The 24,344-nt window shown below is 57.1% G+C and carries 25 protein-coding genes; 16 read left to right on the plus strand and 9 right to left on the minus strand.

Annotated features, from left to right (window positions below; translation table 11 throughout):
* The first annotated feature begins 18 nt into the window (after positions 1-18).
* Positions 19-237 carry a translation initiation factor IF-1 gene (gene infA / locus ABJM11_RS21975; protein ID WP_114613076.1) on the plus strand — a complete coding sequence of 73 codons (219 nt, stop codon included), beginning with the start codon at positions 19-21 and terminating at the stop codon, positions 235-237.
* A gap of 77 nt (positions 238-314) precedes the next feature.
* Here the strand turns inward: infA and clpA are convergent, their stop codons facing one another.
* Positions 315-2,585, minus strand: a complete 2,271-nt coding sequence (clpA, locus tag ABJM11_RS21980; RefSeq protein ID WP_348295491.1) for an ATP-dependent Clp protease ATP-binding subunit ClpA — start codon at positions 2,583-2,585, stop codon at positions 315-317.
* Between the two features lie 18 nt (positions 2,586-2,603).
* Complete coding sequence (gene clpS, locus ABJM11_RS21985; RefSeq protein WP_137434762.1) at positions 2,604-2,963, minus strand: ATP-dependent Clp protease adapter ClpS; 360 nt, start codon at positions 2,961-2,963, stop codon at positions 2,604-2,606.
* Positions 2,964-3,292: 329 nt separating this feature from the next.
* Between clpS and ABJM11_RS21990 the strand changes: the two genes are divergently transcribed.
* From ABJM11_RS21990 to ABJM11_RS22025, 8 genes are all read left to right on the plus strand, one after another.
* Positions 3,293-3,619: a cold shock domain-containing protein gene (locus ABJM11_RS21990; protein WP_348295492.1), complete on the plus strand. Its 327-nt coding sequence runs from the start codon at positions 3,293-3,295 to the stop codon at positions 3,617-3,619.
* A gap of 207 nt (positions 3,620-3,826) precedes the next feature.
* Positions 3,827-4,468, plus strand: coding sequence for a pseudouridine synthase (locus tag ABJM11_RS21995; RefSeq protein ID WP_348295493.1), 642 nt, complete (start codon positions 3,827-3,829; stop codon positions 4,466-4,468).
* Complete coding sequence (locus ABJM11_RS22000) at positions 4,465-4,914, plus strand: NUDIX hydrolase (RefSeq protein ID WP_348295494.1); 450 nt, start codon at positions 4,465-4,467, stop codon at positions 4,912-4,914. Before ABJM11_RS21995 ends, ABJM11_RS22000 begins: the two co-directional genes overlap by 4 nt.
* 10 nt (positions 4,915-4,924) lie before the next feature.
* Positions 4,925-6,124: a tRNA 2-thiouridine(34) synthase MnmA gene (gene mnmA / locus ABJM11_RS22005; protein ID WP_407070027.1), complete on the plus strand. Its 1,200-nt coding sequence runs from the start codon at positions 4,925-4,927 to the stop codon at positions 6,122-6,124.
* A complete protein-coding gene (gene hflD, locus ABJM11_RS22010; protein ID WP_348295496.1) occupies positions 6,121-6,765 on the plus strand; it encodes a high frequency lysogenization protein HflD in 645 nt (214 codons plus the stop codon). The genes mnmA and hflD overlap by 4 nt, the downstream gene beginning before the upstream one ends.
* Positions 6,766-6,843: 78 nt before the next feature.
* Entirely contained in the window at positions 6,844-8,211 is a 1,368-nt protein-coding gene (gene purB / locus ABJM11_RS22015) for an adenylosuccinate lyase (RefSeq protein WP_348295497.1), read from the plus strand.
* Between the two features lie 3 nt (positions 8,212-8,214).
* The gene (locus ABJM11_RS22020; RefSeq protein ID WP_348295498.1) at positions 8,215-9,366 is read left to right on the plus strand and encodes a cupin domain-containing protein; all 1,152 of its coding nucleotides are present in this window, start codon (positions 8,215-8,217) and stop codon (positions 9,364-9,366) included.
* Positions 9,367-9,386: 20 nt separating this feature from the next.
* Complete coding sequence (locus ABJM11_RS22025) at positions 9,387-10,352, plus strand: GNAT family N-acetyltransferase (protein WP_348295499.1); 966 nt, start codon at positions 9,387-9,389, stop codon at positions 10,350-10,352.
* Here ABJM11_RS22025 and ABJM11_RS22030 read toward each other — a convergent pair.
* Positions 10,341-11,351: a LysR family transcriptional regulator gene (locus ABJM11_RS22030; protein WP_348295500.1), complete on the minus strand. Its 1,011-nt coding sequence runs from the start codon at positions 11,349-11,351 to the stop codon at positions 10,341-10,343. The genes ABJM11_RS22025 and ABJM11_RS22030 overlap by 12 nt on opposite strands.
* Before the next feature lie 258 nt (positions 11,352-11,609).
* On the opposite strand from ABJM11_RS22030, the gene ABJM11_RS22035 reads away from it, so the two are divergent.
* Both ABJM11_RS22035 and ABJM11_RS22040 read left to right on the plus strand, forming a co-directional pair.
* Positions 11,610-12,383: a hypothetical protein gene (locus tag ABJM11_RS22035; RefSeq protein WP_348295501.1), complete on the plus strand. Its 774-nt coding sequence runs from the start codon at positions 11,610-11,612 to the stop codon at positions 12,381-12,383.
* A gap of 126 nt (positions 12,384-12,509) precedes the next feature.
* On the plus strand, positions 12,510-14,780 hold the full coding sequence (locus tag ABJM11_RS22040) for an ATP-binding protein (protein ID WP_407070031.1): 2,271 nt from the start codon (positions 12,510-12,512) through the stop codon (positions 14,778-14,780).
* On the opposite strand, the gene ABJM11_RS22045 is transcribed toward ABJM11_RS22040, so the two are convergent.
* Together ABJM11_RS22045 and ABJM11_RS22050 are read right to left on the minus strand one after the other, a co-directional pair.
* Positions 14,740-15,210 carry a transcriptional regulator, SarA/Rot family gene (locus ABJM11_RS22045; protein ID WP_348295503.1) on the minus strand — a complete coding sequence of 157 codons (471 nt, stop codon included), beginning with the start codon at positions 15,208-15,210 and terminating at the stop codon, positions 14,740-14,742. The genes ABJM11_RS22040 and ABJM11_RS22045 overlap by 41 nt on opposite strands.
* A gap of 3 nt (positions 15,211-15,213) precedes the next feature.
* Positions 15,214-15,699, minus strand: a complete 486-nt coding sequence (locus tag ABJM11_RS22050; RefSeq protein ID WP_348295504.1) for a glutathione peroxidase — start codon at positions 15,697-15,699, stop codon at positions 15,214-15,216.
* Between the two features lie 218 nt (positions 15,700-15,917).
* On the opposite strand from ABJM11_RS22050, the gene ABJM11_RS22055 reads away from it, so the two are divergent.
* The 3 genes from ABJM11_RS22055 (at position 15,918) to htpX (ending at position 18,583) form a co-directional block, all read left to right on the plus strand.
* Positions 15,918-17,132, plus strand: a complete 1,215-nt coding sequence (locus tag ABJM11_RS22055) for a pyridoxal phosphate-dependent aminotransferase (protein WP_348295505.1) — start codon at positions 15,918-15,920, stop codon at positions 17,130-17,132.
* An 11-nt stretch (positions 17,133-17,143) separates the two neighbouring features.
* A complete protein-coding gene (locus ABJM11_RS22060; RefSeq protein WP_348295506.1) occupies positions 17,144-17,605 on the plus strand; it encodes a hypothetical protein in 462 nt (153 codons plus the stop codon).
* Positions 17,606-17,701: 96 nt separating this feature from the next.
* Positions 17,702-18,583: a protease HtpX gene (gene htpX / locus ABJM11_RS22065; RefSeq protein ID WP_348295507.1), complete on the plus strand. Its 882-nt coding sequence runs from the start codon at positions 17,702-17,704 to the stop codon at positions 18,581-18,583.
* A gap of 12 nt (positions 18,584-18,595) precedes the next feature.
* Here the strand turns inward: htpX and pdxB are convergent, their stop codons facing one another.
* Genes pdxB through ABJM11_RS22080 form a run of 3 tightly spaced genes read right to left on the minus strand, consistent with a single transcriptional unit; the run spans position 18,596 to position 21,641 of the window.
* The gene (gene pdxB, locus ABJM11_RS22070; RefSeq protein WP_348295508.1) at positions 18,596-19,750 is read right to left on the minus strand and encodes a 4-phosphoerythronate dehydrogenase PdxB; all 1,155 of its coding nucleotides are present in this window, start codon (positions 19,748-19,750) and stop codon (positions 18,596-18,598) included.
* Between the two features lie 19 nt (positions 19,751-19,769).
* On the minus strand, positions 19,770-21,056 hold the full coding sequence (locus tag ABJM11_RS22075) for a DEAD/DEAH box helicase (protein WP_348295509.1): 1,287 nt from the start codon (positions 21,054-21,056) through the stop codon (positions 19,770-19,772).
* A gap of 6 nt (positions 21,057-21,062) precedes the next feature.
* Positions 21,063-21,641 (minus strand): elongation factor P hydroxylase, encoded by a 579-nt coding sequence (locus ABJM11_RS22080; RefSeq protein ID WP_348461503.1) that lies wholly within the window; start codon positions 21,639-21,641, stop codon positions 21,063-21,065.
* A gap of 151 nt (positions 21,642-21,792) precedes the next feature.
* Here ABJM11_RS22080 and dsbD point away from each other — a divergent pair, with 151 nt between their 5' ends.
* The gene (dsbD, locus tag ABJM11_RS22085; RefSeq protein ID WP_348295511.1) at positions 21,793-23,706 is read left to right on the plus strand and encodes a protein-disulfide reductase DsbD; all 1,914 of its coding nucleotides are present in this window, start codon (positions 21,793-21,795) and stop codon (positions 23,704-23,706) included.
* Here the strand turns inward: dsbD and tusA are convergent, their stop codons facing one another.
* On the minus strand, positions 23,707-23,946 hold the full coding sequence (gene tusA, locus ABJM11_RS22090) for a sulfurtransferase TusA (RefSeq protein ID WP_348295512.1): 240 nt from the start codon (positions 23,944-23,946) through the stop codon (positions 23,707-23,709).
* An 87-nt stretch (positions 23,947-24,033) separates the two neighbouring features.
* Between tusA and ABJM11_RS22095 the strand changes: the two genes are divergently transcribed.
* Positions 24,034-24,321, plus strand: coding sequence for an antibiotic biosynthesis monooxygenase (locus ABJM11_RS22095; RefSeq protein ID WP_348295513.1), 288 nt, complete (start codon positions 24,034-24,036; stop codon positions 24,319-24,321).
* The last annotated feature ends 23 nt before the right edge of the window (positions 24,322-24,344 follow it).

The raw sequence follows: 24,344 nt of genomic DNA on the forward strand, positions 1-24,344 counted from the left end.
TTACGAGGTTTTTACTGAATGGCAAAGTCCGATGCTATTGAAATGGAAGGCGTTATTGTTGATACGCTTCCAAACACCATGTTTCGTGTAGAGCTTGAAAACGGCCATGTTGTTACCGCTCACATCTCTGGCAAGATGCGCAAGAACTACATCCGCATCCTGACCGGCGACAAGGTAAAGGTTGAACTGACCCCATACGACCTGAGCAAGGGACGCATCGTTTACCGCGCCCGTTAATAGCCTTCCGACACAAAAAACCCCGGCATCTCTACCGGGGCTTTTCCTATCAAGCTATCAGACTGAACCCAGCTTCCCTAAACCGCCTCGGCCGGTTCGTCTTCATACTCGAAATGCAGTTCGTCGTCCTTGAGATGAATATGCACGTCACCACCGCGCTCCGACAGGCGACCAAACAGAATCTGCTCAGCCAGTGGCCGCTTGATCTTGTCCTGGATCAGACGAGCCATCGGGCGTGCACCCATGGTGACATCGTAGCCCTTCTCGGCCAGCCATACCTTCGCCGCATCATCCACATGAAGCACAACATGCTTCTCATCCAACTGGGCCTGCAGCTCGGTAAGGAACTTGTCCACCACATGGGTAATGGTGGCTGGTTGCAGGTCGCCGAACTGGATAATGCCGTCCAGACGGTTGCGGAACTCAGGCGTGAAGGTCTTGGAAATAATCTCCATACCATCACTGCTGTGGTCCTGCTCGCTGAAGCCGATGGAACGACGGGCCATGCTCTCGGCACCGGCGTTGGTGGTCATCACCAGGATCACATGTCGGAAATCCGCCTTGCGGCCGTTGTTGTCCGTCAGTGTACCGTGGTCCATTACCTGCAGCAGCAGGTTAAAGACTTCCGGATGCGCCTTCTCGATCTCGTCCAGTAACAACACGCAGTGTGGGTGCTTGCTCACTGACTCCGTCAGCAGACCACCCTGGTCGTAGCCCACATAGCCTGGAGGTGCCCCGATCAGCCTGGACACCGTATGGCGTTCCATGTACTCAGACATGTCGAAGCGAACCAGCTCGATACCCAGCACCTTGGCAAGCTGTTTGGTGACTTCCGTCTTGCCCACACCCGTGGGGCCAGCAAACAGGAAGGCGCCTTCGGGCTTCTCGGGTGCCTTCAGGCCGGCCCGGGCCAGCTTGATCGCGGTGGAAAGTGACTCGATCGCCGGATCCTGGCCGAAGACCACCATCTTGAGGTCGCGCTCCAGGTTCCGGAGCAGATCCTTGTCGCTGGTGGACACATTCTTCGGCGGGATACGGGCGATGTTGGCCACCACATCCTCAATCTCTGATACATCAAGCGTCTTCTTGCGCTTGGCAATGGGCAGCAGGCGCTGATGGGCACCTGCCTCATCAATCACATCAATGGCCTTGTCCGGCAGATGGCGATCGGTGATGTAACGCTCCGACAGCTCTGCCGCCACCCGTAGTGCCTGGTCGGTGTATTTCAGGTCATGGTGCTTCTCGAAATGGGGTTTCAAACCCTTGAGGATCTGATAGGTATCCTCAACGCTGGGCTCGTTCACATCGATTTTCTGGAAGCGACGGGCCAGTGCACTGTCTTTCTCGAAAATGCCACGGAATTCCTGGAAGGTGGTGGAGCCGATGCAGCGGATTTCCCCAGAGCTCAGCATGGGCTTGAGCAGGTTGGAGGCGTCCATGACACCGCCGGAAGCGGACCCCGCACCGATAATGGTGTGAATCTCGTCAATGAACAGGATCGCATGCTTTTCTTTCTTGAGCTCCGCAAGCAGACCCTTCAGGCGTTTCTCGAAATCGCCCCGGTACTTGGTTCCGGCCAGTAATGCACCCAGATCCAGCGAGTAAACCACGGCATCCGAGATAATATCCGGCACCTGACCGTCCACAATACGCTTGGCAAGGCCTTCTGCAATCGCGGTCTTGCCCACACCGGCTTCGCCCACCAGCAGCGGGTTGTTCTTGCGACGGCGGACCAGGATCTGGACGACCCTCTCCACTTCGTGTTCCCGACCAATCAGCGGATCAATGCGCCCCTGACGTGCCTGTTCATTGAGGTTGGTTGCGTAACTTTCCAAAGGACGTGAAGCACTGCCCTCTTCGCCTGCTTCTTCATGAGAAGCCTGGTCATGCCCTTCCTGGTCTTCGGCACCCTGAACGCGGGAGATGCCATGGGAAACAAAATTCACCACGTCAATACGGGCAATGCTCTGTTTCTTGAGCACGTAAACCGCCTGGCTTTCCTGTTCACTGAAGATGGCCACCAGCACGTTTGCACCGGTTACCTCTTTTTTGCCAGAGGATTGCACGTGAAAGACAGCACGCTGAAGCACGCGCTGGAATCCGAGCGTGGGTTGAGTTTCCCGCTCGCTGTCGTTGCTGGGGATCAGTGGTGTGGTTGAATCCACGAACTCAACGAGTTCTTCCTGAAGCCGGGCCAGGTCTGCACCGCATGCTTTCAGGACGCCCACTGCCGAATCGTTATCGAGCAAGGCCAGCAAAAGATGCTCCACAGTCATGAATTCATGACGCTTGTCGCGGGCACTTTTGAAAGCCGTATTCAGTGTAATTTCAAGATCTTTGCTCAGCATGGGCCACCCCAAGGTCTATCAGTCCGCACGTTCAATCTCGCAAAGGAGCGGATGCTCGCATTCCGAAGAATACTGGTTCACCTGTGCTGCCTTTGTTTCCGCGATGTCTCGGGTATATACCCCACATACGGCCTTTCCCTGCGTATGGACGAGCAGCATCACCTGCGTCGCCTTTTCTTCGTTCATTCCGAAGAAGGTCATCAACACATCCACGACAAAATCCATGGGTGTGTAGTCGTCGTTCAGAAGCAGCACCCTGAAGCGTGCCGGACGCTTCAGGGCAGGCTTCTCGGGAGCAACACTGACGTCGTCCTGACGCCCGGGTTGTTCGTCCTCTCCCTGATTTAATACTAGTAGAGAATTCTGGATAGTCCGCATGATTCTTTACCGGAAATCGGTGCCTCTTCCTAAAGATGGTTGTCTGCCGCCCGGTTTTCAAGGTGCATGTCAGAACCGGGCGTGCGCTGGTTATCAATACTGCGATGATACAGGCTCAGGCACCGGTTCAACCATACATTCCAGCTATAACTGCTATTGACTCTGAACGAATATTGGTCAACAGTAAGATAGCAATGTAAAATATTGTAAATTGGCGTAAGCGGACTGTTACATTCATTGCTGTAACAACCCGGTATCCGTGCAAGGCAAAACGCCCGGAATAGTCCAATAACAAAGACACTGACAGTGAAAGAACAGGGGAGTTCATCATGCCAAGAGGCAAAGTAAAGTGGTTCAACAATGCCAAGGGTTATGGCTTCATAATTGAAGAAGGCTGCAGTGACGATCTGTTTGCTCACTTCTCTTCAGTGCAAATGGAAGGTTACAAAACTTTAAAGGCCGGCCAGCCCGTGACCTTTGAGAAAAAACCCAGCGACAAGGGGATCCACGCGGTCAACATTGTCCCTGAAGAGCAGCCGCAGAAGCAGGGTTCATCGGAAGCCAGCTCCGAAAAAAAGCCAGATAGTGACAGTAGCGGCGCCCGAGAGGATCAGAGCAGCGACTATCAGGATCATCCCCGCGCCGCCAACGCCTGACCCGGAATACCCTCGCCCTCGGCGGTTATCGGAATACCCTGCCCGACCGCCGCACGGCACTGCCGCTGCGTGAGCAAGCTTGCGGCGTGATACCCCTGTGCCTCCCGGAATCAGCGGGTCGCTCCGTAACGTCTGAGCGCTCCGATTCAACGCTGTTTCTGGCATACTACGCCTCTCCCACTTCAGATCGGAAGGTTACTCGCCGTCATGGCAATGCTGATCCTGTTTAATAAACCCTACCGCGTGATGTGTCAGTTTACCGATGAGAAAGGCGGCATGGACGGCGACCGCCGGGCCACTCTGGCAGACTGGGTCTCCGTTCCTGACGTGTACCCTGCCGGCCGGCTCGATTTTGAATCCGAGGGCCTTTTACTGTTGACCAACAACGGACAGCTGCAGCACCAGATCGCGTCTCCGCAGAACAAAATGCCAAAAACCTATTGGGTTCAGGTGGAAGGCGAGGTCTCCGACAAAGCATTGCAGCAGTTGCGTGAAGGTGTTGAACTCAAGGATGGTAAAACCCGTCCGGCAGAGGCGGCTTCCATGGAACCGCCCGATCTCTGGCCGCGGAACCCCCCGGTCCGCTACCGGGAAGCGATACCGACCAGCTGGATACGACTGGTCATCACTGAGGGCAGGAACCGCCAGGTCAGACGCATGACCGCCGCCGTAGGCTTCCCCACCCTGCGGCTGATTCGCTATGGTATCGGTGACTGGGCCCTTGATGGGCTCGCGCCCGGGGAATCCAGAACAATCGCGGTGCACGCGCCGGCAGCCCCACCACGGAAACCCGGACGTAAACCGATAAAACCCCGTAAACCTGCCGCCCGGAGAAGCCCTCGCCCATGACCTGGACACCCCACGCAACCGTTGCCGTTATTGTTGAAGATGATGAGGGACGCTTTCTGCTGGTCGAAGAGGTCAGTCATGGCCAGGTGGTTTTCAACCAACCCGCGGGACACGTGGAGGAAGGTGAAAAAATCATCGATGCTGCGCTGCGTGAAACGCTCGAAGAAACCGGCTGGACAGTGGATCCCGAGTATTTCCTCGGGGTATACACCTACAAGGCCCCTGCGAACGGTGTTACCTACTACCGCTTCTGCTTCTCGGCCAAAGCTGTGTCCCGGGTCACACGGGAACTGGATGATGGCATTATTGCCGCCCACTGGCTGACACCGGAGGAGATCAGCCAGCAGTCCGATAAACTCCGCAGCCCGCTGGTGATGCAATGCATAGACGATTACCGAAACGGGCGCCGTTTTCCACTGGATGTCATTGTCGAGCCGCAGACGTAACCGGGCTTAAATGCTAGAATCCGCCCCTTTGAACCCGACAGATCCAGACATGACTAAAGCACCAGAAAATACCCGAGTGATTGTCGGCATGTCCGGCGGCGTGGACTCTTCCGTGGCAGCCTGGCTCCTGAAAGACCAGGGCTACCAGGTGGAAGGCCTGTTCATGAAGAACTGGGACGAGGACGACGGCACCGAGTACTGTACCGCCATGACGGACCTGGCAGACGCCCAGGCAGTAGCGGATACTATCGGCATAACACTGCATACCGCCAGTTTTGCGGCGGAATACTGGGACCGGGTGTTCGAGCACTTCTTGTCGGAATACAAGGCCGGCCGCACGCCGAACCCTGACATCCTGTGCAACAAGGAAGTGAAGTTCCGTGCTTTCCTGGACTACGCCATCACCCTGGGCGCTGATTACATTGCCACCGGCCATTACACCCGCCAGCGGCCGCTGAACGATGGCAGCGGAAAGGCCCAGCTTCTCAAGGGGCTGGACCCCAACAAGGATCAGAGTTACTTCCTTCACGCCGTATCCGGTGAGCGTATTGCCCGCACCCTGTTCCCCGTGGGTGAACTTGAAAAGCCGGAAGTAAGGCGCATTGCCGCCGAACAGGGCTTCATCACCCACGATAAAAAGGATTCCACCGGCATCTGCTTTATCGGCGAACGCAAGTTCCGGGACTTCCTCAAGCAGTATATTCCGGCCCAGCCCGGCAATATTGAAACTCCGGACGGGCAGGTTATCGGCCGTCATCAGGGCCTGATGTACCACACCATCGGCCAGCGCCAGGGCCTGGGCATTGGCGGCTTGAGCGAATTCGGGGACGAGCCCTGGTACGTGGCGGAAAAAGATCTCTCCCGCAATGTATTGATGGCCGTTCAGGGCAAGCACCATCCCCTGCTGTTCTCCCGGGGGCTGCTCAGCGGGCCGGTAGACTGGATCTCAGGGGAACCGCCGGCAACGGAGTTCCGCTGCAGGGCCAAGACCCGGTACCGTCAACCAGATCAGGACTGCGTGGTCACAGCCCGCAGCGGCGGATTCCGAGTGGTGTTCGATGACGCCCAGCGGGCCGTTACACCCGGCCAGTCCGTAGTCTTCTACCATGGCGAGGTCTGCCTTGGCGGCGGTGTGATCGAGCAAACCTGGCGGGACGATGAGCAGGAACCGGCAGCGTCCACCCACAAGCCAGAGGGAGCCGGCGCATGAGCCGTTCCATACATGACCAGACCCTTGCTCTGGCAGGGGTTTTCCAGGCCTCAGCCCTGGTTCAGCAAATAGCCCATTCCGGGCAGTGTGCGGAATCCAGCTTCGAAACCTGCATGCGCTCCCTGTTTGCCACACAGCCGGAAACCACCCTCGATGTGTACGGCGGTGAGCTGAAAGACCTGCGGGAAGGCCTGTCCACCCTGGCCAGTGTTCTCAGCCAGCAGAGCAAGCAGCAGGACATCGAAGTACTGCGCTACGCCCTCAACCTGATCAACCTGGCGTCCAGGCTGCGACGCAACAAGGATATGCTGGATGTCATCGGCAGCCGTATTGACCAGGCCCGGCACACCGCCAGCCATTTTGGCTACAGCCATGGCAACCTCGTTGCCAATCTGGCATCTATTTACGCGGATACCATCAGCACTTTTCGCCAGCGCATTCAGGTCACTGGCGAGCCCACTATTCTCCAGCGCGACGAAAATGCAGCGAAGGTTCGTGCCCTGCTGCTGGCAGGCATCCGATCCTCAATACTCTGGCACCAGACCGGCGGACGTCGCTGGCAGCTGATTTTTAACCGCCGCAAAGTCATCGTGACCGCCCGGGAACTGGCAGAGAAGGCAAACCGGTCGGTTTACGACTGAATCCCGGCCGCCGCTGGTGTATCATGTGAACCCCCAGTTTTTCTTTTGACCGATTCTTGATGACTTGAGAGGTTTTCGATGGAACTCAACGCCCTGACCGCCATTTCCCCGGTGGATGGACGCTATGGCAGCAAAGTCAGCGTTTTCCGTGACATTTTCAGTGAATATGGCCTGATCAGGAACCGTGTGACCGTCGAACTCCGCTGGCTGCAGAAGCTCGCCTCCCACCCCGGAATTACCGAGGTACCAGCCTTTTCCGCTGAAGCCAACCAGTTCCTGGACGACATGATCTCGGGCTTCAGCCTGGCCGATGCGGAACAGATCAAGGGCATTGAGCGCACCACCAATCACGACGTCAAGGCGGTGGAGTACTTCATCAAGGAAAAGATCGCCGGGGTTCCGGAACTGCACGCGGTCACGGAATTCGTGCACTTCGCCTGCACGTCCGAGGACATCAACAACCTATCCCATGCCTTGATGCTGCGCGAAGGCCTGGACCATGGCCTGCTTCCGGCCATGGTCCGCGTTATTGACCGACTGGCAGAGCTGGCTCATGAGCATGCCGAACAGCCCATGCTGTCCCGCACCCATGGCCAGACCGCGTCACCGTCGACGGTGGGCAAGGAACTGGCCAATGTGGTTTACCGCCTGCGCCGCCAGATGAAACAGATTCGTGCGGTTGAGCTGATGGGGAAGATCAACGGCGCCGTAGGCAACTACAACGCCCACCTGTCCGCCTATCCCACCATCGACTGGGCACTGAATGCAAAGGACTTCATCGAAAGCCTGGGGCTGGACTGGAACCCCTACACCACACAGATCGAGCCCCACGACTACATTGCGGAGCTTTACGATGCCATTGCCCGCTTCAACACTATCCTGATTGACCTGGACCGGGATATCTGGGGCTACATTTCCCTGGGCTATTTCAAGCAAAAGACCGTAGAAGGCGAAGTAGGCTCGTCCACCATGCCTCATAAGGTCAACCCTATCGATTTCGAGAACTCCGAGGGTAACCTGGGCATCGCCAATGCCCTGTTCAGCCACCTGTCCGCCAAGCTGCCTATTTCCCGCTGGCAGCGGGACCTGACCGACTCCACGGTACTGCGTAATCTGGGCGTCGGTTTCGCCCACAGTCTGATTGCCTACGAAGCAACACTGAAGGGCCTGAGCAAACTGGAAATCAACCCGGCACGACTGGACGAAGACCTGAATCACGCCTGGGAGGTGCTGGCGGAGCCCATCCAGACCGTCATGCGCCGCTATAACATCGAGAAGCCTTACGAAAAACTCAAGGCCCTGACCCGCGGTAAGGCAATGACACCGGATGTGATCAAAGCCTTTGTGGACTCCCTGGACATTCCCGACTCCGCCAAGGCGGAACTGATGGAACTGACCCCGGGTACCTACATTGGCAACGCCACCCAACAGGCACGGGATATCTGAACCATGAAACTGCCCGGCGGGATGCCCGCGGAGGAATTCCTGCGGGAATACTGGCAGAAAAAGCCACTGGTAATCCGCCAGGCGTTTCCGGGCTTCGAATGCCCGGTGTCGGCGGATGAACTGGCGGGACTGGCCTGCGAGGAAGCCGTCGAATCCCGTATTGTGATCGAGAACGACAACGGCAAACCCTGGCAACTGCACAACGGTCCCTTTGCGCCCGAGCGCTTCGGCAAACTGCCGGAAAGCGACTGGACACTGCTGGTACAGGGCCTTGACCATTGGGTACCGGACATCGCCGATCTGCTGGACGAATTCCGTTTCGTGCCCAACTGGCGGCTGGACGACATCATGGCCAGCTATGCACCCAAAGGCGGGAGCGTTGGCCCCCATTATGATCAGTACGACGTGTTCCTTCTACAGGCGCAGGGACACCGGCGCTGGACCTTCGGCGGCCACTGTGACCATACGTCCCCCCGGGTGGAAGGCACTCCGCTGCGGATACTGAGCAGCTGGGATGGTGAGGAAACCGTGACCCTGGCGCCGGGCGACATGCTGTACCTGCCACCGGGCATTGGCCATCACGGCGTGGCCGAGGATGACTGTATTACCCTGTCCGTGGGTTTCCGTGCACCCACCATTGACGATGTGCTGACCGGATTCACGGACTTCCTGTGCAGCCAATCCGATGCCTCCGAGCACCTCAACGATCCGGACCTGCAGGAGCAGGTTAACCCCGGCACTATTGCCCCTGAGGTCATCGATCGCCTCGACGGTGTGATTCGTGAAAAACTGACCAACAAACGCCAGCTGGCACTCTGGTTTGGCCAGTACGCCACCGCCCCCAAGAGTCTCGACATTGTCGTACCCGCAGACGAACCGGTAACCCCGGATTACGTCAGTGAGCGGATTGCAGCAGGCAACCCATTGCGGTGGAACGAAGGCTCGCGTTTCGCCTACTATGAGTTTGAGGGTGAAACGGCTCTGTTCGTGGATGGTGAGCAATTTCTGCTTCGCGGCGATGCACGGCCTCTGGCGCCATTACTCTGTGCTGGCGCTACCCCGGATATGTCAGCGCTGGCCGGGTTTGTGGGTGACGATGCCATCTGCGGGCTTTTAAGCAACCTCGTCAACCAGGGTTCACTGTATTTCGAATAACGAGCGAGAGTGACAGCGCAATGAAGGTGCGGATTCGCAAGTACAGCTGGCAGTTGGCGCCGGCGGACATCCGGAACATACGCCAGGCCGTGTTTGTGGAAGAACAACAGGTGCCACCTGAGCTGGAGTGGGACGACACCGACGAGATTGCCGATCATTATCTGGCGGTATTGCCCGACAATTCCCCTGCGGGGGTCGCCAGGTTGTTCTCCACACTCGAGGAAACCGCTCACATCGGCCGTATGGCCATTCTGCCTGTCCATCGAGGCAAAGGCATCGGAGAAGCCCTGCTGCGTCATATGATGGTCGAAGCGGCGGGCCAGTTCAGCGAGATTCAGCTCTCCGCCCAGGAACATGCCATCCCGTTCTACCAACAATCGGGTTTTCACGTCTGCTCGGAGTTCTACGATGACGCGGGCATCCCTCATGTGGATATGCGTTGCCTGGCGCCTAAACTGGTGAGTGATGCTTTTGGTGTCCGCCAAACCCCCATGCTACTCGGACACGATCGCGAGGCCTGGCTGTTTGACAGCGAAAGTACCATGACGGCATTGATGGATTCGGTGGCCGGCCAGGCCCGTCAGCGGATCTGGTTGTACGACCGGCTACTGGACCATGACCTCTACGATCGTCTGCGCTTCCGGGAGTTGATCTCCACCCTCGCCCGCCACCACCGGCTGAGCGAAGTGCGCCTGCTGATTCACGACGACAAACCCCTGGTAAAACGCCGACACCAGATTGTGGAGCTGATGCGTCGCATTCCCAGCCGCATTGAGCTGAGACTGATCAACGAGGACTACCCGGTCGAAGACCAGCCTTTTCTGCTCGTTGACCGTGAGGGTGTGGTGTTCCGTCATGACTTCTACAAACCTGAAGGTTTCGCCAAATTTTCCGACAGTGGCCGGGCCAGGCTGCTGGCGGAATCCTTCCAGCGCATGTGGGATGCGGGAAAACGTTCACTGGAGCTGCGGGAACTACCGCTCTGAGTGATGAATGCCGGGAACGTCCGCGGATTCAAACTGCGCCCCGAACGGTGCAAACTCCGCGTCCACTTCCTCCGCCACTTCGGCAATCAGCCTGCGCAGCCACTGGTGGTCCGTATTGTGCTGCAACAGGGGGCTCCAGGCCATTTTCAGCTCGAACGGTGGAATCTCGAACGGCGGCACCTTGACCACCAGGTTGGGATTGTCTTTCTGCAGCCAGGCTGCCCTGGAGGGTAACGTGGCAATCAGATCGTGCTGCTCCGCCAGCAACATCGCGACCTGATAATGCCGTGTGAATACAGAAATCTGACGCTTTCTTCCCATCAACGACAGCGCCTCATCCACCCAGCCCAGACGCTGAACATCCTTCGGATTCACCCCCACCCCGACCCCAAAGCCGGTTTTGCTGACCCAGATATGGCTGGCATCCAGATAGGTATCGAGGGTGAACGGCTCCTTCAGAATGGGGTTACGTGCGTTCATCAGGCAGGCGAAGTATTCCGTCCACAGGGTTTTCTGGTGAAACGACTGGGGAATCTTGTCAAAGCGGTTGATGGCCATATCCAGTCTGCCCTGCTCGACATCCAGGAAGCTGACGTCACTGGGAGTCAGAACATCCAGGGTAACATGGGGGGCCTCCTGGCGAATCCGCCGGAGTACCCGTGGCATCAGACAGGACTCCGCATAGTCACTGGCCATGATGCGGAATACCCGCTGGCTTTCCATGGCGGCGAACGCGGTTTTCTCGTGCACGGCCTGTTCGATATCCGACAGGATGCCACGCACCAGTGGCTGGAGCTCTGTTGCGCGTTCCGTTGCCGTCATGCCCTCACTGGTTCGGACCAGCAAAGGATCACCAAACAGGTCCCTCAGCCGACGCAGGCCATTGCTCATGGCCGGCTGTGTGATGCCCAGGTGATTCGCCGCCTTGGTTACATTACGCTCCCTCAGAAGCACATCAAGATAGACCAGCAAATTCAGATCAACCCGGGAAATATCCATGCATTGGCACCTGTTGTAATAGCCAGCACCGCCTGAAGAAGGACCGTCGTTTGGTCCAGCGGCAGTTTTATTCACAAAAATAATAGGCACAAGCGTAGCAATTCACTGAAATGATATAAAGCCAAAATCGTTCACATTTCAAAACGGAATCGTTTCAGGTTTTCTGCTAGTCTTTCGGATACTTGCTGGATTTCTCCGGTTTATTTGCGTCACCGGAGCCCCCAGTGGCCGTCCACAAGCCGGAGCTGTAGCAATAGAATGGATACCACAATGATTGTGCTGCTATTGGCAGCTATCGTTATCGTTTCGATCGTTATTATTGTGGCCAGCCAGATGCGGGAACGGGCCCGCATTGAGCGCGCACGCAAGATTACTACCCTTGAAGACAGCTACAATCGTGCCAACCGCCTGCTTACCGAGATCCCCGGCCAGTACCTCACCACCGATCTCAAGCTGCTGCTGATCAGGCGCATGGAGGAATCCTGCAAGGATCTCCGGGCACTCAAGTCCGACCAGCCCGTGGGTGAATGGCTCAGTGCCGCCCAGCAGCTGAAAAAGCGGGTGATGGACAACGAAGACCAGCGCGCTCCCGTCAAGATCGATTCACCCGAAAAATCAGGCTATGTCAAAGAGCTGCTGCAGAATCTTTTCAAGATGATTGAAGGAATGCACAAGGCCGGCAAGATTGACAGCGCCACTGCCAAGAAAAACCTCAGGTTTGTGTTGTTCCTCGTGCACAAGACCCATGCCGACCTCCATGTCTTCCAGGCACGTGATTATGTGAAGCAGAACCAGATTCGCAAAGCGATTCATGCCTATCATCTGGCCAGCACCGAAATGGGTAAATCCAGGGATAACCCGCTGGCGATGAAGGCCGTCAAGAGTTTCCGCACCCGCATCAAGGAACTGGAAGCCATGAAAGGGGACGAGTCACCCGGCAGCACTGCCGAAGGGCAATCGCGTCTGGACCGCGAATGGGATACATTCCTCCACGATGACGAATGGCGCAAGAAGGCAGATTACGACGACTAGCCGCACGCCAGAGACACCTCCGCATCATCCGCAACGCTGACCGACAGGGACTGTAGAGATACTGTGACAACTCCATTCAAAAAACGGCTTTCCTATCGCCTGACCCGGGACACCGTTTTGATTGCAATGGTGCTGGGTCTGATACTCAATATTGTCCAGGTCACGCTCGATTATTTCAGCGCCCGGGACTCCATGGAACAGGAAATCCGGGCGCTTATTGAAATAAGCCACAGCCCTGCTTCGCAGATTGCCTATAACATCGACATCCGGCTGGCGGAGGAGTTGCTGGACGGCCTGCTGCGCCACCCCGCCACCATTGATGCCCGCATCATCGATAACAACGACCAGACCATGGCCGCAGCCAGCCAGAGCAGTCCGGATTCCCGCTACCGCTGGATCAGTGACCTGCTATTCGGCGACAGCCGCGTGTTCAGTCAGGAACTGATAGTGCCACAGTTAAGTGACCTTTCCCTTGGCCACCTGACAGTCACTATCGACACTTACCACTATGGACTGCAGTTCCTGCAAAGGGCTGCCTATACGCTGATCAGTGGGTTGCTCAAGAGCCTTGTGCTGACGGCGGCCCTGCTTGCCATCTTCTATTTCATACTCACCCGTCCCATGCTGAATGTGATTGGTGCCCTGAGCCGGGTCCGCGCGGAATCCCCGGAAAAGGTCCGGTTGCCGGTGCCCGCCAACCATCGTGAGGATGAAATCGGCCAGATGGTAGGCATCATCAATCTGCACCTGGAAACCATGGACGCCAGTCTTGAGCAGTTACGAAATGCGGAAAGCGCGATAAAGAATTACTCCACCCACCTGGAACAGGAGGTGGACGACCGCACACGGGAAATCTCGGAAAAAAATGAGGCCCTTCAGCGCGGCAACCGGGCACTGGTCAGAGCAAAGGAAGACGCCGTTCGCCGGGCCAGGGCACGGGCCAACTTCCTCGCCAGCATGAGCCACGAAATCCGTACGCCACTCAATGGGGTTCTGGGTATGCTTGGCCTGGCACTGGAAGGCGATCTGGAGCCGGCCCAGCGTAACCGATTGGAGATCGCGCTCAATGCGGGCCAAAGCCTGCTCGGACTGCTGAACGATATCCTCGACATTTCCAAGGTCGAGGCCGGAAAGCTGAGCCTTGAGAACATTCCCTTCAGTGTGCGCAACCTGATAGAGGAATGCGCGACACTGCATTCCCAACAGGCCCGGCGCAAGAACATAGACGTGGTAACCGATATTGAATGCGATCTGCCCGAATCCTTACTTGGCGACCCGACCCGTACCCGGCAGGTTCTCAATAACCTGCTGAGCAACGCCATCAAGTTCACCGAACAGGGCAGCGTCCGTATTCGCGCCACCCGCTTTAATGGCAATCTGCGGATTGATGTTATTGATACCGGTATTGGTATGTCCAAGGAGGGGTTGCACCGAATCTTTTCGCCGTTTTCCCAGGCAGATGCCGACACTACCCGACTGTATGGTGGAACAGGCCTCGGCCTGACCCTCTGCCGACAGCTGGTTGAACGAATGCATGGCCAGATTCTGGTGGATTCTGAAGAGCGCCGGGGCACGCATTTCACCGTAAACCTGCCTCTACCGGTTCATAACAACGCAAAACCGGGATTAACGCCGGCCGATATACCCGCAGTAGTCAGAACCTCTGGCGTGGATATGGGAATATCCCATGACCACCCGCACCGCCTGCCTATCGAGAGCCAGCTCAGGGCCTGGAACATTCCGGTGCGCGAGGCAGCCCGCAATGGTGGCGGCATCCTTGTAGTCGCGGCCGACAAGGACAGCGATGCCGACCAGCAACTGAGGGCCCAATGGTCGGGGGTCGGAGTCATTCTGGTCGACAGGGACGGCTCGGCAGCGGCTTCCGGTAATCAGCAGATACTGACCATGCCCCTCCGGCGCGACCAGCTCTTTCGCACACTCTGCGCCGCGGCAGGGCTGAAGCCGGCAACGGCAGGCTCAGAAACAGGTCTGGAGGCAAGCGCCGCCGTTACAAGGTCTCTGAACCTGTTGCTGGTGGAGGACAACCAGGTCAATCAGGTGGTTGCCAGCAGCATGCTCCGGAAACTGGGCCACCGGGTCACCCTGGCAGAGAACGGCAAACGGGCACTGGAGGCACTGAAGGCGGGAGGATTCGATGTTGTGCTGATGGATTGCCAGATGCCGGTCATGGATGGCTATGAAGCCACCCGCAAGATCCGCGAAAACGCTCAGTGGCGGGACTTACCGGTCATTGCCGTCACCGCCAATGTCATGCAGAGAGACCGGGATGATTGCCTCGAATCCGGGATGAACGATTACATTACCAAACCCTACAACCGGGCCGACCTGAAATCGGTTATTGATCGCTGGGCTCCCCCCGAGCCTCAAGAAGGCTGAGTACCGCACGCAGCTCCTCACGAAGTGCCACGATGCGCTCCTCGTCAATACCCGTGCCACACAATAATCGCTCAGGAATCTCCCGTGCCTGCCGGCGCATGGCTATGCCTTTCTCCGTTGGGGCTACTGCAACCACCCGCTCGTCGGCAGTATTCCGCTGACGGGTAACCAGATCCCGCTCAGCCAGTCGTTTCAGCAACGGAGTCAGGGTGCCGGAATCCAGACGCAACCGATTCCCCAGATCTGACACCCGCACTACGCTTCCTTCCTGGTGAGCTTCCCAAAGCACCAGCATGACCAGATATTGGGGATAGGTGAGATTGAGTTCCGCAAGCAAGGGGCGGTAGCGGGCGGTTACCGCCCGATTGGCCGCGTAGAGAGCGAAACACAGCTGATTATCAAGAGCCAGTACGTCGTCGTCAGTACTCATGATTTACAGCATTTTCTCAATGTCTGCACGAATGGCGGAAGGTCTGGTTGTGGGCGGATAACGGCCCACCACTTTGCCCTCACGGTTAACCAGAAACTTGGTGAAGTTCCACTTTACCGCCTCGGACCCCAACAACCCCCTGGCGTTACGCTTGAGGTAATCGAACAGGGGATGAGCATTCGGCCCGTTGACTTCAATCTTGCCAAACATGGGAAAATCCACGCCATAGTTCAGAGAGCAGAACTCGCTGATGGCCTTGTCGTCCGCCGGATCCTGGTTACGAAACTGGTTGCAGGGAAAGCCCAGCACTTCAAGCCCTTTTTCGTTCAGCTCCGTATACAGGGATTGCAGCCCTTCAAACTGAGGGGTAAAACCGCACTTGCTGGCCGTGTTGACGATCAGCAGCACCTTGCCGCGGAATTCGTCAAGGGAGTGTTCCTCGCCACGAATATCGGTTGCGGTAAAGTCGTAGACGCTCTGGCTGCTCATGATTGTTAGGCTCCTTTGTATTTTTCTCCATTATATTGCGCACAATCAGTTTTACAACCAGACCGGGCCCGATAATCCCACCAGTTCATGGAAATTATGAGCTTTGGGCGTTAAATCTCCGCTTCTGTGCCACAATTCATCACAATTGGCCTGTTGTCGCTGCCCTCTGCTCCGCTAGAATACAGGCTTGTGTCTATTAATGAGGAAATCCCGGGCTTATGCAGAACTATCTCAAATCCGCCAAGCTGGATAACGTGTGTTACGAGATACGTGGCGTGGTTCTGCGCGAGGCCCGCCGTCTTGAGGAAGAGGGCCACCGGGTACTCAAGCTGAACATCGGTAACCCTGCCGCTTTCGAGCTGGACGTTCCAGAGGAGATCCAGCAGGACGTTATCTACAACATGCACCTGGCTCAGGGATACGTGGAGTCCAAGGGGTTGTTCTCTGCTCGCAAGGCAGTGATGCACTACTGCCAGCAACGAGGCATCGACAAGGTGGATATCGACGATATTTTCCTTGGCAATGGCGTTAGCGAGATGATCGTGATGTCCATGCAGGCCCTGCTGAACACTGGCGACGAAGTACTGATTCCAGCCCCGGATTATCCCTTGTGGACTGCCGCTGTCACCCTGTCGAGCGGCAAACCGGTGCACTACCGCTGCGATGAGGCGCAGGAATGGTTCCCGGACATTGATGATATCCGCAAGAAGATCACCCGGCGCACCCGCGCGATCGTGCTTATCAACCCCAACAACCCGACCGGGGCGGTCTATTCCCGAGAGTTGCTGGAACAGGTCGTGGAACTGGCGCGACAGCACAACCTGATCGTGCTGTCGGATGAGATCTACGACAAGATTCTCTACGACGGCACTGAGCATATTCCCACCGCCTCACTGGCGGACGACGTGCTGTTTTTCACCTATAACGGGTTGTCCAAAAACTACCGAGCCGCCGGTTACCGCTCCGGCTGGATGATCATCAGCGGTGCCAAACACCGGGCACGGGATCTGATCGAGGGCATCGAAATGCTCTCCAACATGCGCCTGTGTGCCAACGTTCCGGCCCAGCTTGCCATCCAGACGGCCCTGGGTGGCTACCAGTCCATTGAAGATCTGGTGGCTCCGGGCGGTCGCCTGTTCGAACAGCGGGAAACCGCCTGGAACCTGCTCAACGATATCCCCGGGATCAGTTGCGTGAAGCCAAAAGGCGCTCTCTACCTGTTCCCCAGGCTGGACCCGAAGCGATTCCCCATCGTCAATGATGAAAAGCTGGTACTGGACCTGTTACTGCAGGAACGCATCCTGCTGGTTCAGGGGTCCGCCTTCAATATTGATGATAAACAGCACCTGCGCGTGGTCTTCCTGCCCCGGGAAGACACATTGGAAGACGCTATGAAGCGTCTGGCCCACTTCCTGTCTTCCTACCAGCTGTAACAGGGGGACTTATGGCGGATATTCATATTGAAGAATTCTACAAGGATGCCGCAATCGCGCTGGTACAGCTCTACAACGCCTTTCCCCGTCGCATAAACGTTTTCGTGGAGGACATTGCCGGCGCTGATGAACCCGACGAATTCGGGCTCCACAGCAAGCGGCACATGGCCTGTTTCGGAACCCTGCTCTGGCTGGCGGAGGAAGGCCTGCTGCGTTACGTCGATACCATCCGCCAGGAAGCCCTCGACCAGGCCGTGCTCACACAACAGGCCTTTGTGCGCATGAGTTCACCGGCCAGCCCGGATCTCCAGGAACAGGAAGTCGCCGCCGGCGGCGCCGAACTGCCGCCGGCCATCCGTGAGGACTTCTCTACCCATATCCACATGCTCCGCACAGCGCTCCGCAGTGGCAGTTCCGCAAAGATCAGCAGGGTGATGCAGGCAACCTTTTTCCGCGACAGTGACGATCATTAAATTGGTGTTAGCCTGTTGAAACCGGAAACACAGGCCACATAAAGCTGTCAGATACAGACTGCCGCGTGTGGCTGATGATTCAACAAGGAATTCTGGATGCGTATTCTGCTGTTTCTTGCGACTAACCTGGCCGTTATTCTTGTTGCCAGCTTTACCCTCAAATTGCTTGGTGTCGACAGTTACCTGGCCCAGAACGGGATCCAGTATGACTCCCTGCTGGCTTTTGCCGCCGTTTTCGGCTTTGCCGGTGCGATCATATCGCTGCTGATTTCCAAGCCAGTAGCCAAATGGAGCACCAAGGCCAGGGTCATCGAGTCCCCCAGAACACCGGCCGAGCGCTGGCTGGTGGATACGGTGCAAAACCTGGCTAAAAATGCCGGCATCGGCATGCCGGAAGTGGCCATCTTCCCGGCGTCCCAGTCCAACGCATTTGCCACGGGGTGGAACAAGAACAACTCTCTGGTGGCTGTCAGTGAGGGACTGCTCCACCGCTTCAACAAGGATGAGATTCGCGCGGTGCTGGGCCACGAGATCGGCCACGTAGCCAACGGAGACATGGTAACACTTGCCCTGATTCAGGGTGTGGTGAACACCTTCGTGATTTTCGCATCCCGGGTGATTGGCTCATTTGTGGACCGCGTGATCTTCAAGAACGAAAGTGGCCACGGTATCGGTTTTTTCGTGGTGAGTATTGCTGCGGAAATCGTACTGGGCATTCTTGCCAGCACCATTGTGTTCTGGTTCTCCCGCCGCCGTGAGTTCCGGGCCGACATTGCCGGCGCCCAACTGGCAGGCCGTGGCGCCATGATCAACGCCCTGGCCCGGCTCAAACAGGAAAGTGAGGTGCCGGACCAGATGCCGGACAGCCTGCAGGCATTCGGCATCAACCGCGGCGCAAGAGCCGGTATCAGCGCCCTGTTCATGACGCATCCGCCGCTGGAAAGCCGGATAGCGGCTTTGCAGAAGGCACAGCTGTAACCGCGAGAGAGGCTAGAGCTTCAGTTTGAAGCCAAGGGCGCGGAACGTGTCCTGCATGGACTTGCTGGTGCCCTTGAGCTGGATCTTTACACTGGAGAATTCCCGCCGCACCGGGTAGTCCCGCCGCAGCCGGTCGAAGGCCGGCCCCCGTTCGTCGGCCGGCAACGCCATTGCCAGGCGCATCCGTGCGTCATCCCTGCGGGGGTCATAGCAGGCACGTATGGCAATGTTTGCCGAGTCCATTTCCTGCGCCGCACTGGTGAAAGACAGCTTGGCCAACGCTGGCTCTGGCAAAAACTGGCCGGCCTTTTTGCGGGCAGGAAGGCCCATGTACCGACTTAGCGCCTGGTACACCATCTCACTACCCTGCACCTTGCCTTCAAGGCTGTAGCCCGCGATATGTGGCGTTGCAAGCCAGACCTTTTCCAACAGCTCGGCGTGAATGCGCGGCTCCTGCTCCCAGACGTCCAGGACGACGGCAGGCGCATTGGGTGCGTCCAGGCGCGACAACAGGGCTGAGGTATCAATCACCTCGCCCCGGCTGGTATTGATCAGCAGTTGATGCTCCTTCAGCGCGGACAAACGTTCCTGCCCGAACAGGTGCAGCGTGGCATGGTCGCCTTCCCGGGTGAGAGGCGTGTGCAGGGTAACCACGTCGCAGGCCATGGCCTCTTCCAGGCTGACAAAATCCGGACTGTCATCGCCCTCCCGCTCAGCGCGGGGAGGATCACAACACAGGACATCAAAACCCAGCCGCTCCAGCTTGTGAGCCAGCTCACCACCAACATTGCCGGCACCCACAATGCCCACACTGAGCTTCGACCAGTCGGCTACGCCCCGGCGCTCGGCATGCAATGAGATCACCGACATCACATACTCAACCACGCTGTTGGCATTACAACCTGGCGCAGCGGAGAAGGTGATGCCACTGGACGCCAGCCATTGCTGATCCACGTGATCTGTACCAATGGTGCAGGTGCCGACAAAGCGTACACGACTGCCTTCAAGCAGGGCCTGATTGACCCGGGTCACCGAACGAACCAGCAGGATATCCGCATTCTGCACGTCAGAAGCCGACAATGTGCGGCCCGAGACACGGTGTATCTCACCGATATCCCCGAAAAAAGAATCCAGCAATGGTATGTTTTCGTCCGCTACTATCCGCATGATCCTGCTTCCCGGCCCGTTAGTTCCTGCGTTGACGCTGGTTGCCACTACGACCGCCCTGGCTGCGGTTGCCCTGGGGGCGCCTGCCACCACGCTTGCGGGTGATTGGCGGTTTGGCGAGTGCGGTCATCAGCTCTTGGTCAGGAACGGCTGTGGTGAGCTTCTGGCTGATATAGGATTCGATAGCAGGCAATGAAAACGAGTCGTCCTCACTGGCGAAGCTGACGGAGACACCATGCTTGCCCGCACGCCCGGTACGCCCGATACGGTGAACATAGTCCTCGGCATTATCGGGAAGATTATAGTTGAAAACATGGGTCACGCCGTCAACGTGGATACCACGCCCGGCCACATCGGTGGCAACCAGCACCTGGATGCTGCCCTCCTTGAACTGCTCCAGCGTCTTGAGGCGCTTGTTCTGGGCGATTTCACCAGACATGAGTGCCACTTTAACGCCCTGGTTCCGCAAGTCCTCATCAAGATCACGACACTGGTCACGCCGATTGGCAAACACGAGCGCCTTCTCCACTTCCGGACGCCGAAGGTAATTCACCAGAACCGGCAGCTTCTCGTCCTCGCCTACCAGGTAGACAGTCTGCTTCACACGCTCGGCGGTTTTCTGTTCTGGCTCGATTTCCACAAACTCAGCGTTGCGGGTCCACATGGAGGCGAGGTTGAGCACGTCCTGATTGAAGGTGGCGCTGAACAGCAGTGTCTGGCGCTCTTCTTTGGGGGTACATTTGCGGATGATACGCTTCACATCGGGAATGAACCCCATATCCAGCATTCGGTCAGCTTCATCCAAGATCAGGATATCCAACTGGTCGAGAAAAACATCCTGGGACCCCAGGAAGTCAATCAGCCGGCCCGGCGTCGCCACCAGGATGTCAACAATTTCGTTCTGCAACTGGTCACGCTGCTTGTCGTAGTTCATTCCACCTACGACGGTAACCACGTTGTGGCCGGTGTAGCCGCACAGCTGCTCCGCATCCTTGGCAATCTGCATCGCCAGCTCCCTGGTAGGGGCCAGGGCAAGCACTCTGGGCTCCGAAGCAAATCGGTCCTTTGCGGGAACAGGTGTTTCCAGCATGCTTTGAATGGCGGTAATCAGAAAGGCGGCGGTCTTCCCGGTCCCGGTCTGTGCCTGGCCGATCAGATCCTGGCAGGCCAGTGTAAACGGTAGCGTTTCCGCCTGAATCGGCGTGCAATGCTCGAAACCGATATCGGTAATGGCGTCGAGTACTCGCTGGTCCAGGTTGAGATCCTTGAAACGGGTCTTGCCGGCTTCGGGTGCGTCAGATGTCATATTGCTTCAATTTACCTCGGTGTCTGTCGTGGAACATACGGGCATAAGGCGCCTGGCGTCTTTATTCCAGGCTTCGTAAAAGTCAGCCCCGGTTCCATAAAATGTGCTGAGCGTCTGAAAGAACATGTCAGCGCGAGCCGGCAAGCCATCTTCCAGGTAATCGTTAGCCTGCGCCGTCACATTCCTGCGAAAGGCATCTTCATCCCATGCGCCGTTGCCTGCCAGATTGTCGACGCTGATGTGAAATCGTGCGCCTGCGGCAACGGAAAACAGCCATTCCAGGGCCTGGGGTTTTATTTCCGCCTTTTCGAAAGCCTGTTGCTGCTCTCTGCTGCGGCCGTCCGGGCAGTACCAGTAACCAAAATCCCGGAGCGTGCGCCGGTGTTCTCCGGCAATGCACCAGTGGCTGATTTCATGCAGTGCACTGGAAAAATAGCCGTGCGCAAAAATAATCTGTGCGAAGCTGTCAGGCTTCGTCGCCGGCACATATTCGGGTTCATCGCCGCCGCTGACCAGAACAGTCCGGTATTTTTCCCGGAACAGGTCATTAAACAGCATGATAAGATCGTCTGGATCATGTCTCATGGGACCGGTATTGTGCGACTTTAGACGATTCAATACCAGAGGGAACTTTTGCCTGGCAACTGTGTCCATTGCAACCTGAAGCGGCGCTGTCTCAACCTCTCCGGATTCAGCGCTGGTCAACACCTGATCCACCAATGGTACGTTATTGACTATGACCGGCAGCAGCACGACCTTATGCAGTAATTCCCTTCCCCGGGTTTTAAGCCGTTTAATCCTGTTTCTGGCATTGTCCTTTCTCTCAACATTAACCGCCGGTGCCGGCAACTCACTGTTTGGCAATGGCAATGACTTTCTTCCGGTTGATGAAGCCCTGCCCTTCAGCTTTACCGCAGAGAACGGTGCTGTGGTGCTGTCGTGGAACATTGCGCCGGATCACTATCTTTATGAGGGGCGCATCAGTGTCAGCAGTAACACAGAGGGTGTTGAGCTGGGTGAGCCTGAGTTTTCTTATACCGGTACCGACACGGAGGATGAGTTCTTTGGCAAAGTCACAGTATTCTACGAGCCGGTCGAAGCCCGGGTTCCTGTAAAGGTTCCCGAAGGCATCCGCGAAGCCCAGCTGCAGGTGACTTATCAGGGCTGCGCAAGCGCCGGGCTCTGTTATCCGCCCCAGACCCGGGACGTACTCTATTACGCCAGCGCTGAAGCCGATTCACTATCGGTATCAGCCAGTGGCCCAGGGAGTGCGACCTCTTTGGGCAATAGCCTGCCCGGCCCCGAAAATACTTCCACGGCAACAGGCCTGGCTGGTTTCCTTGCCAATCAGTCCACGCTGGTCATTGCCGGCCTGTTTCTGCTGCTGGGACTGGGGCTGACATTCACTCCCTGCGTCCTGCCAATGGTACCGATCATCTCCTCCCTGGTGTCCTCCCGCAACACCAGCACAACGGCCCACGCCCTTCTGCTTTCCACCAGTTATGTACTTGGCATGGCCCTCACCTACGCAGCGGCCGGGGTGATCACCGGTTTGCTGGGGGCAAGTTTCAATCTGCAGGCCCATCTGCAGTCTCCCTGGGTTCTAGGCGTTTTCGCAACGCTGTTCGTGATATTTGCCCTGTCCATGTTCAATCTGTTCGAGATTCAGCTGCCACGGTTTATCCGCGAGCCTCTCGATAACGCCAGCCATCGCCTCACAGGCACCCGCGTCGCGAGCATTTTCGGTATTGGCGCCCTGTCGGCCCTGATTGTTTCCCCGTGTGTGTCCGCCCCGCTGGCCGGGAGCCTGTTATACATCAGTACCACCCAGGATGCGGTAATTGGTGGTGTTGCTCTGTTTTCCCTCGGCCTGGGTATGGGCCTTCCCCTGATTCTGGTAGCGGTTGGAGGGCGTAAACTGCTGCCGACAACGGGCCACTGGATGAACGTTGTCAAGGCCTTCTACGGAGTCATGCTGCTGGCTGTCGCAATCTGGCTAATCGAAAGAATAGTACCAGGGTGGGCGGCACTGACGCTGTGGGGACTGCTTGTGGCCATTACAGGTGTACAGCTGGGTGCCTTTGACGCCGCGAAGGCTGGCTGGGAACGCACTCGCAAGGGCATGGGGCTGGTCCTGTTTGCCTATGGCATAGCGCTGCTTGCCGGCGCTGTCTCCGGCGCCAGTGATCCCCTCAGGCCACTCGCGGCCTTCACAGCTTCCAGTCAGCCTTTGGCGGGAACCTCCTCCGCCGCGGCAGTCACACACGCGGAGTTTATCCGGCTCGACTCTCCTGCGGATATTCGTAACGAACTGCAACAGGCCAGCCGCACAGGGACACCGGTAATGCTCGATTTTTACGCCGACTGGTGCATCTCCTGTAAAGTCATGGAACGCAACGTCTTCAGTGACCGAAACGTTATCCAGGCGCTGGCGCCCTACAAACTCCTGCAACTGGACATGACGGATAACACGCCGGAACAGCAGGCTCTGCTGGACGAGCTTGGCCTTTTCGGCCCGCCGGCCATCCTGTTTTTCAATAACAGTGGCGCAGAGATGGAAGCCGCTCGCGTGCTGGGGGAGATGGACCGGGACCAGTTTCTGGGCCACCTGGATGCACTGGGCACTTCCAGCAGGCCCGGTCAGGGTTGATCACTCCCCACGGCGGATAAAGAACACGAATTCTTTTTCATCTTCACCGCTATACACCAGTTCATGGTCAAGAAACTGGCAGAAACGCGGAATGTCCCGGGTTGTCGAAGGGTCCGTTGCCACCACTTTCAACACCGCCCCCGGGCTGATCTCAACAATCCGGTTGTGCAACATCATGACCGGCTCGGGGCAAAACAGCCCCCGGGCATCCAGCTCTGCATCATAATCTGGCTGTCCCAACGTCTGTCCTCCTGAAATTCAACCTGAAATTTGAAAAATACGTGCTAAATTATTGTTTATAGGTGCCAAAATTATACGAGGTAAACAATGATCCGGGTACTGATTGAACGCCATATTGCCGAATCACTTGAAGCTGCTTATGAGGAGAGATCCCGTAAGGTTCTCCAGAACGCCGTAAGCGCGCCGGGCTTTGTCTCCGGCGAGACACTGGTTGATTCCCACGATGCCAATCATCGGTTCACCCTCGCCAACTGGCGCTCGGAGTCAGACTGGCAGCGCTGGTATCTGTCCGATGAGCGCCGGGAGCTGATGGCGGAACTGATCCCCATGATGGACCGTGACGAAATTATAACAGTGCTTCACCACGCCGACTGAGGGCTGGGATCAGCAGCCTGATA

Source organism: Marinobacter sp. (genome assembly GCF_039977835.1).
Taxonomy (GTDB): Bacteria; Pseudomonadota; Gammaproteobacteria; order Pseudomonadales; family Oleiphilaceae; genus Marinobacter.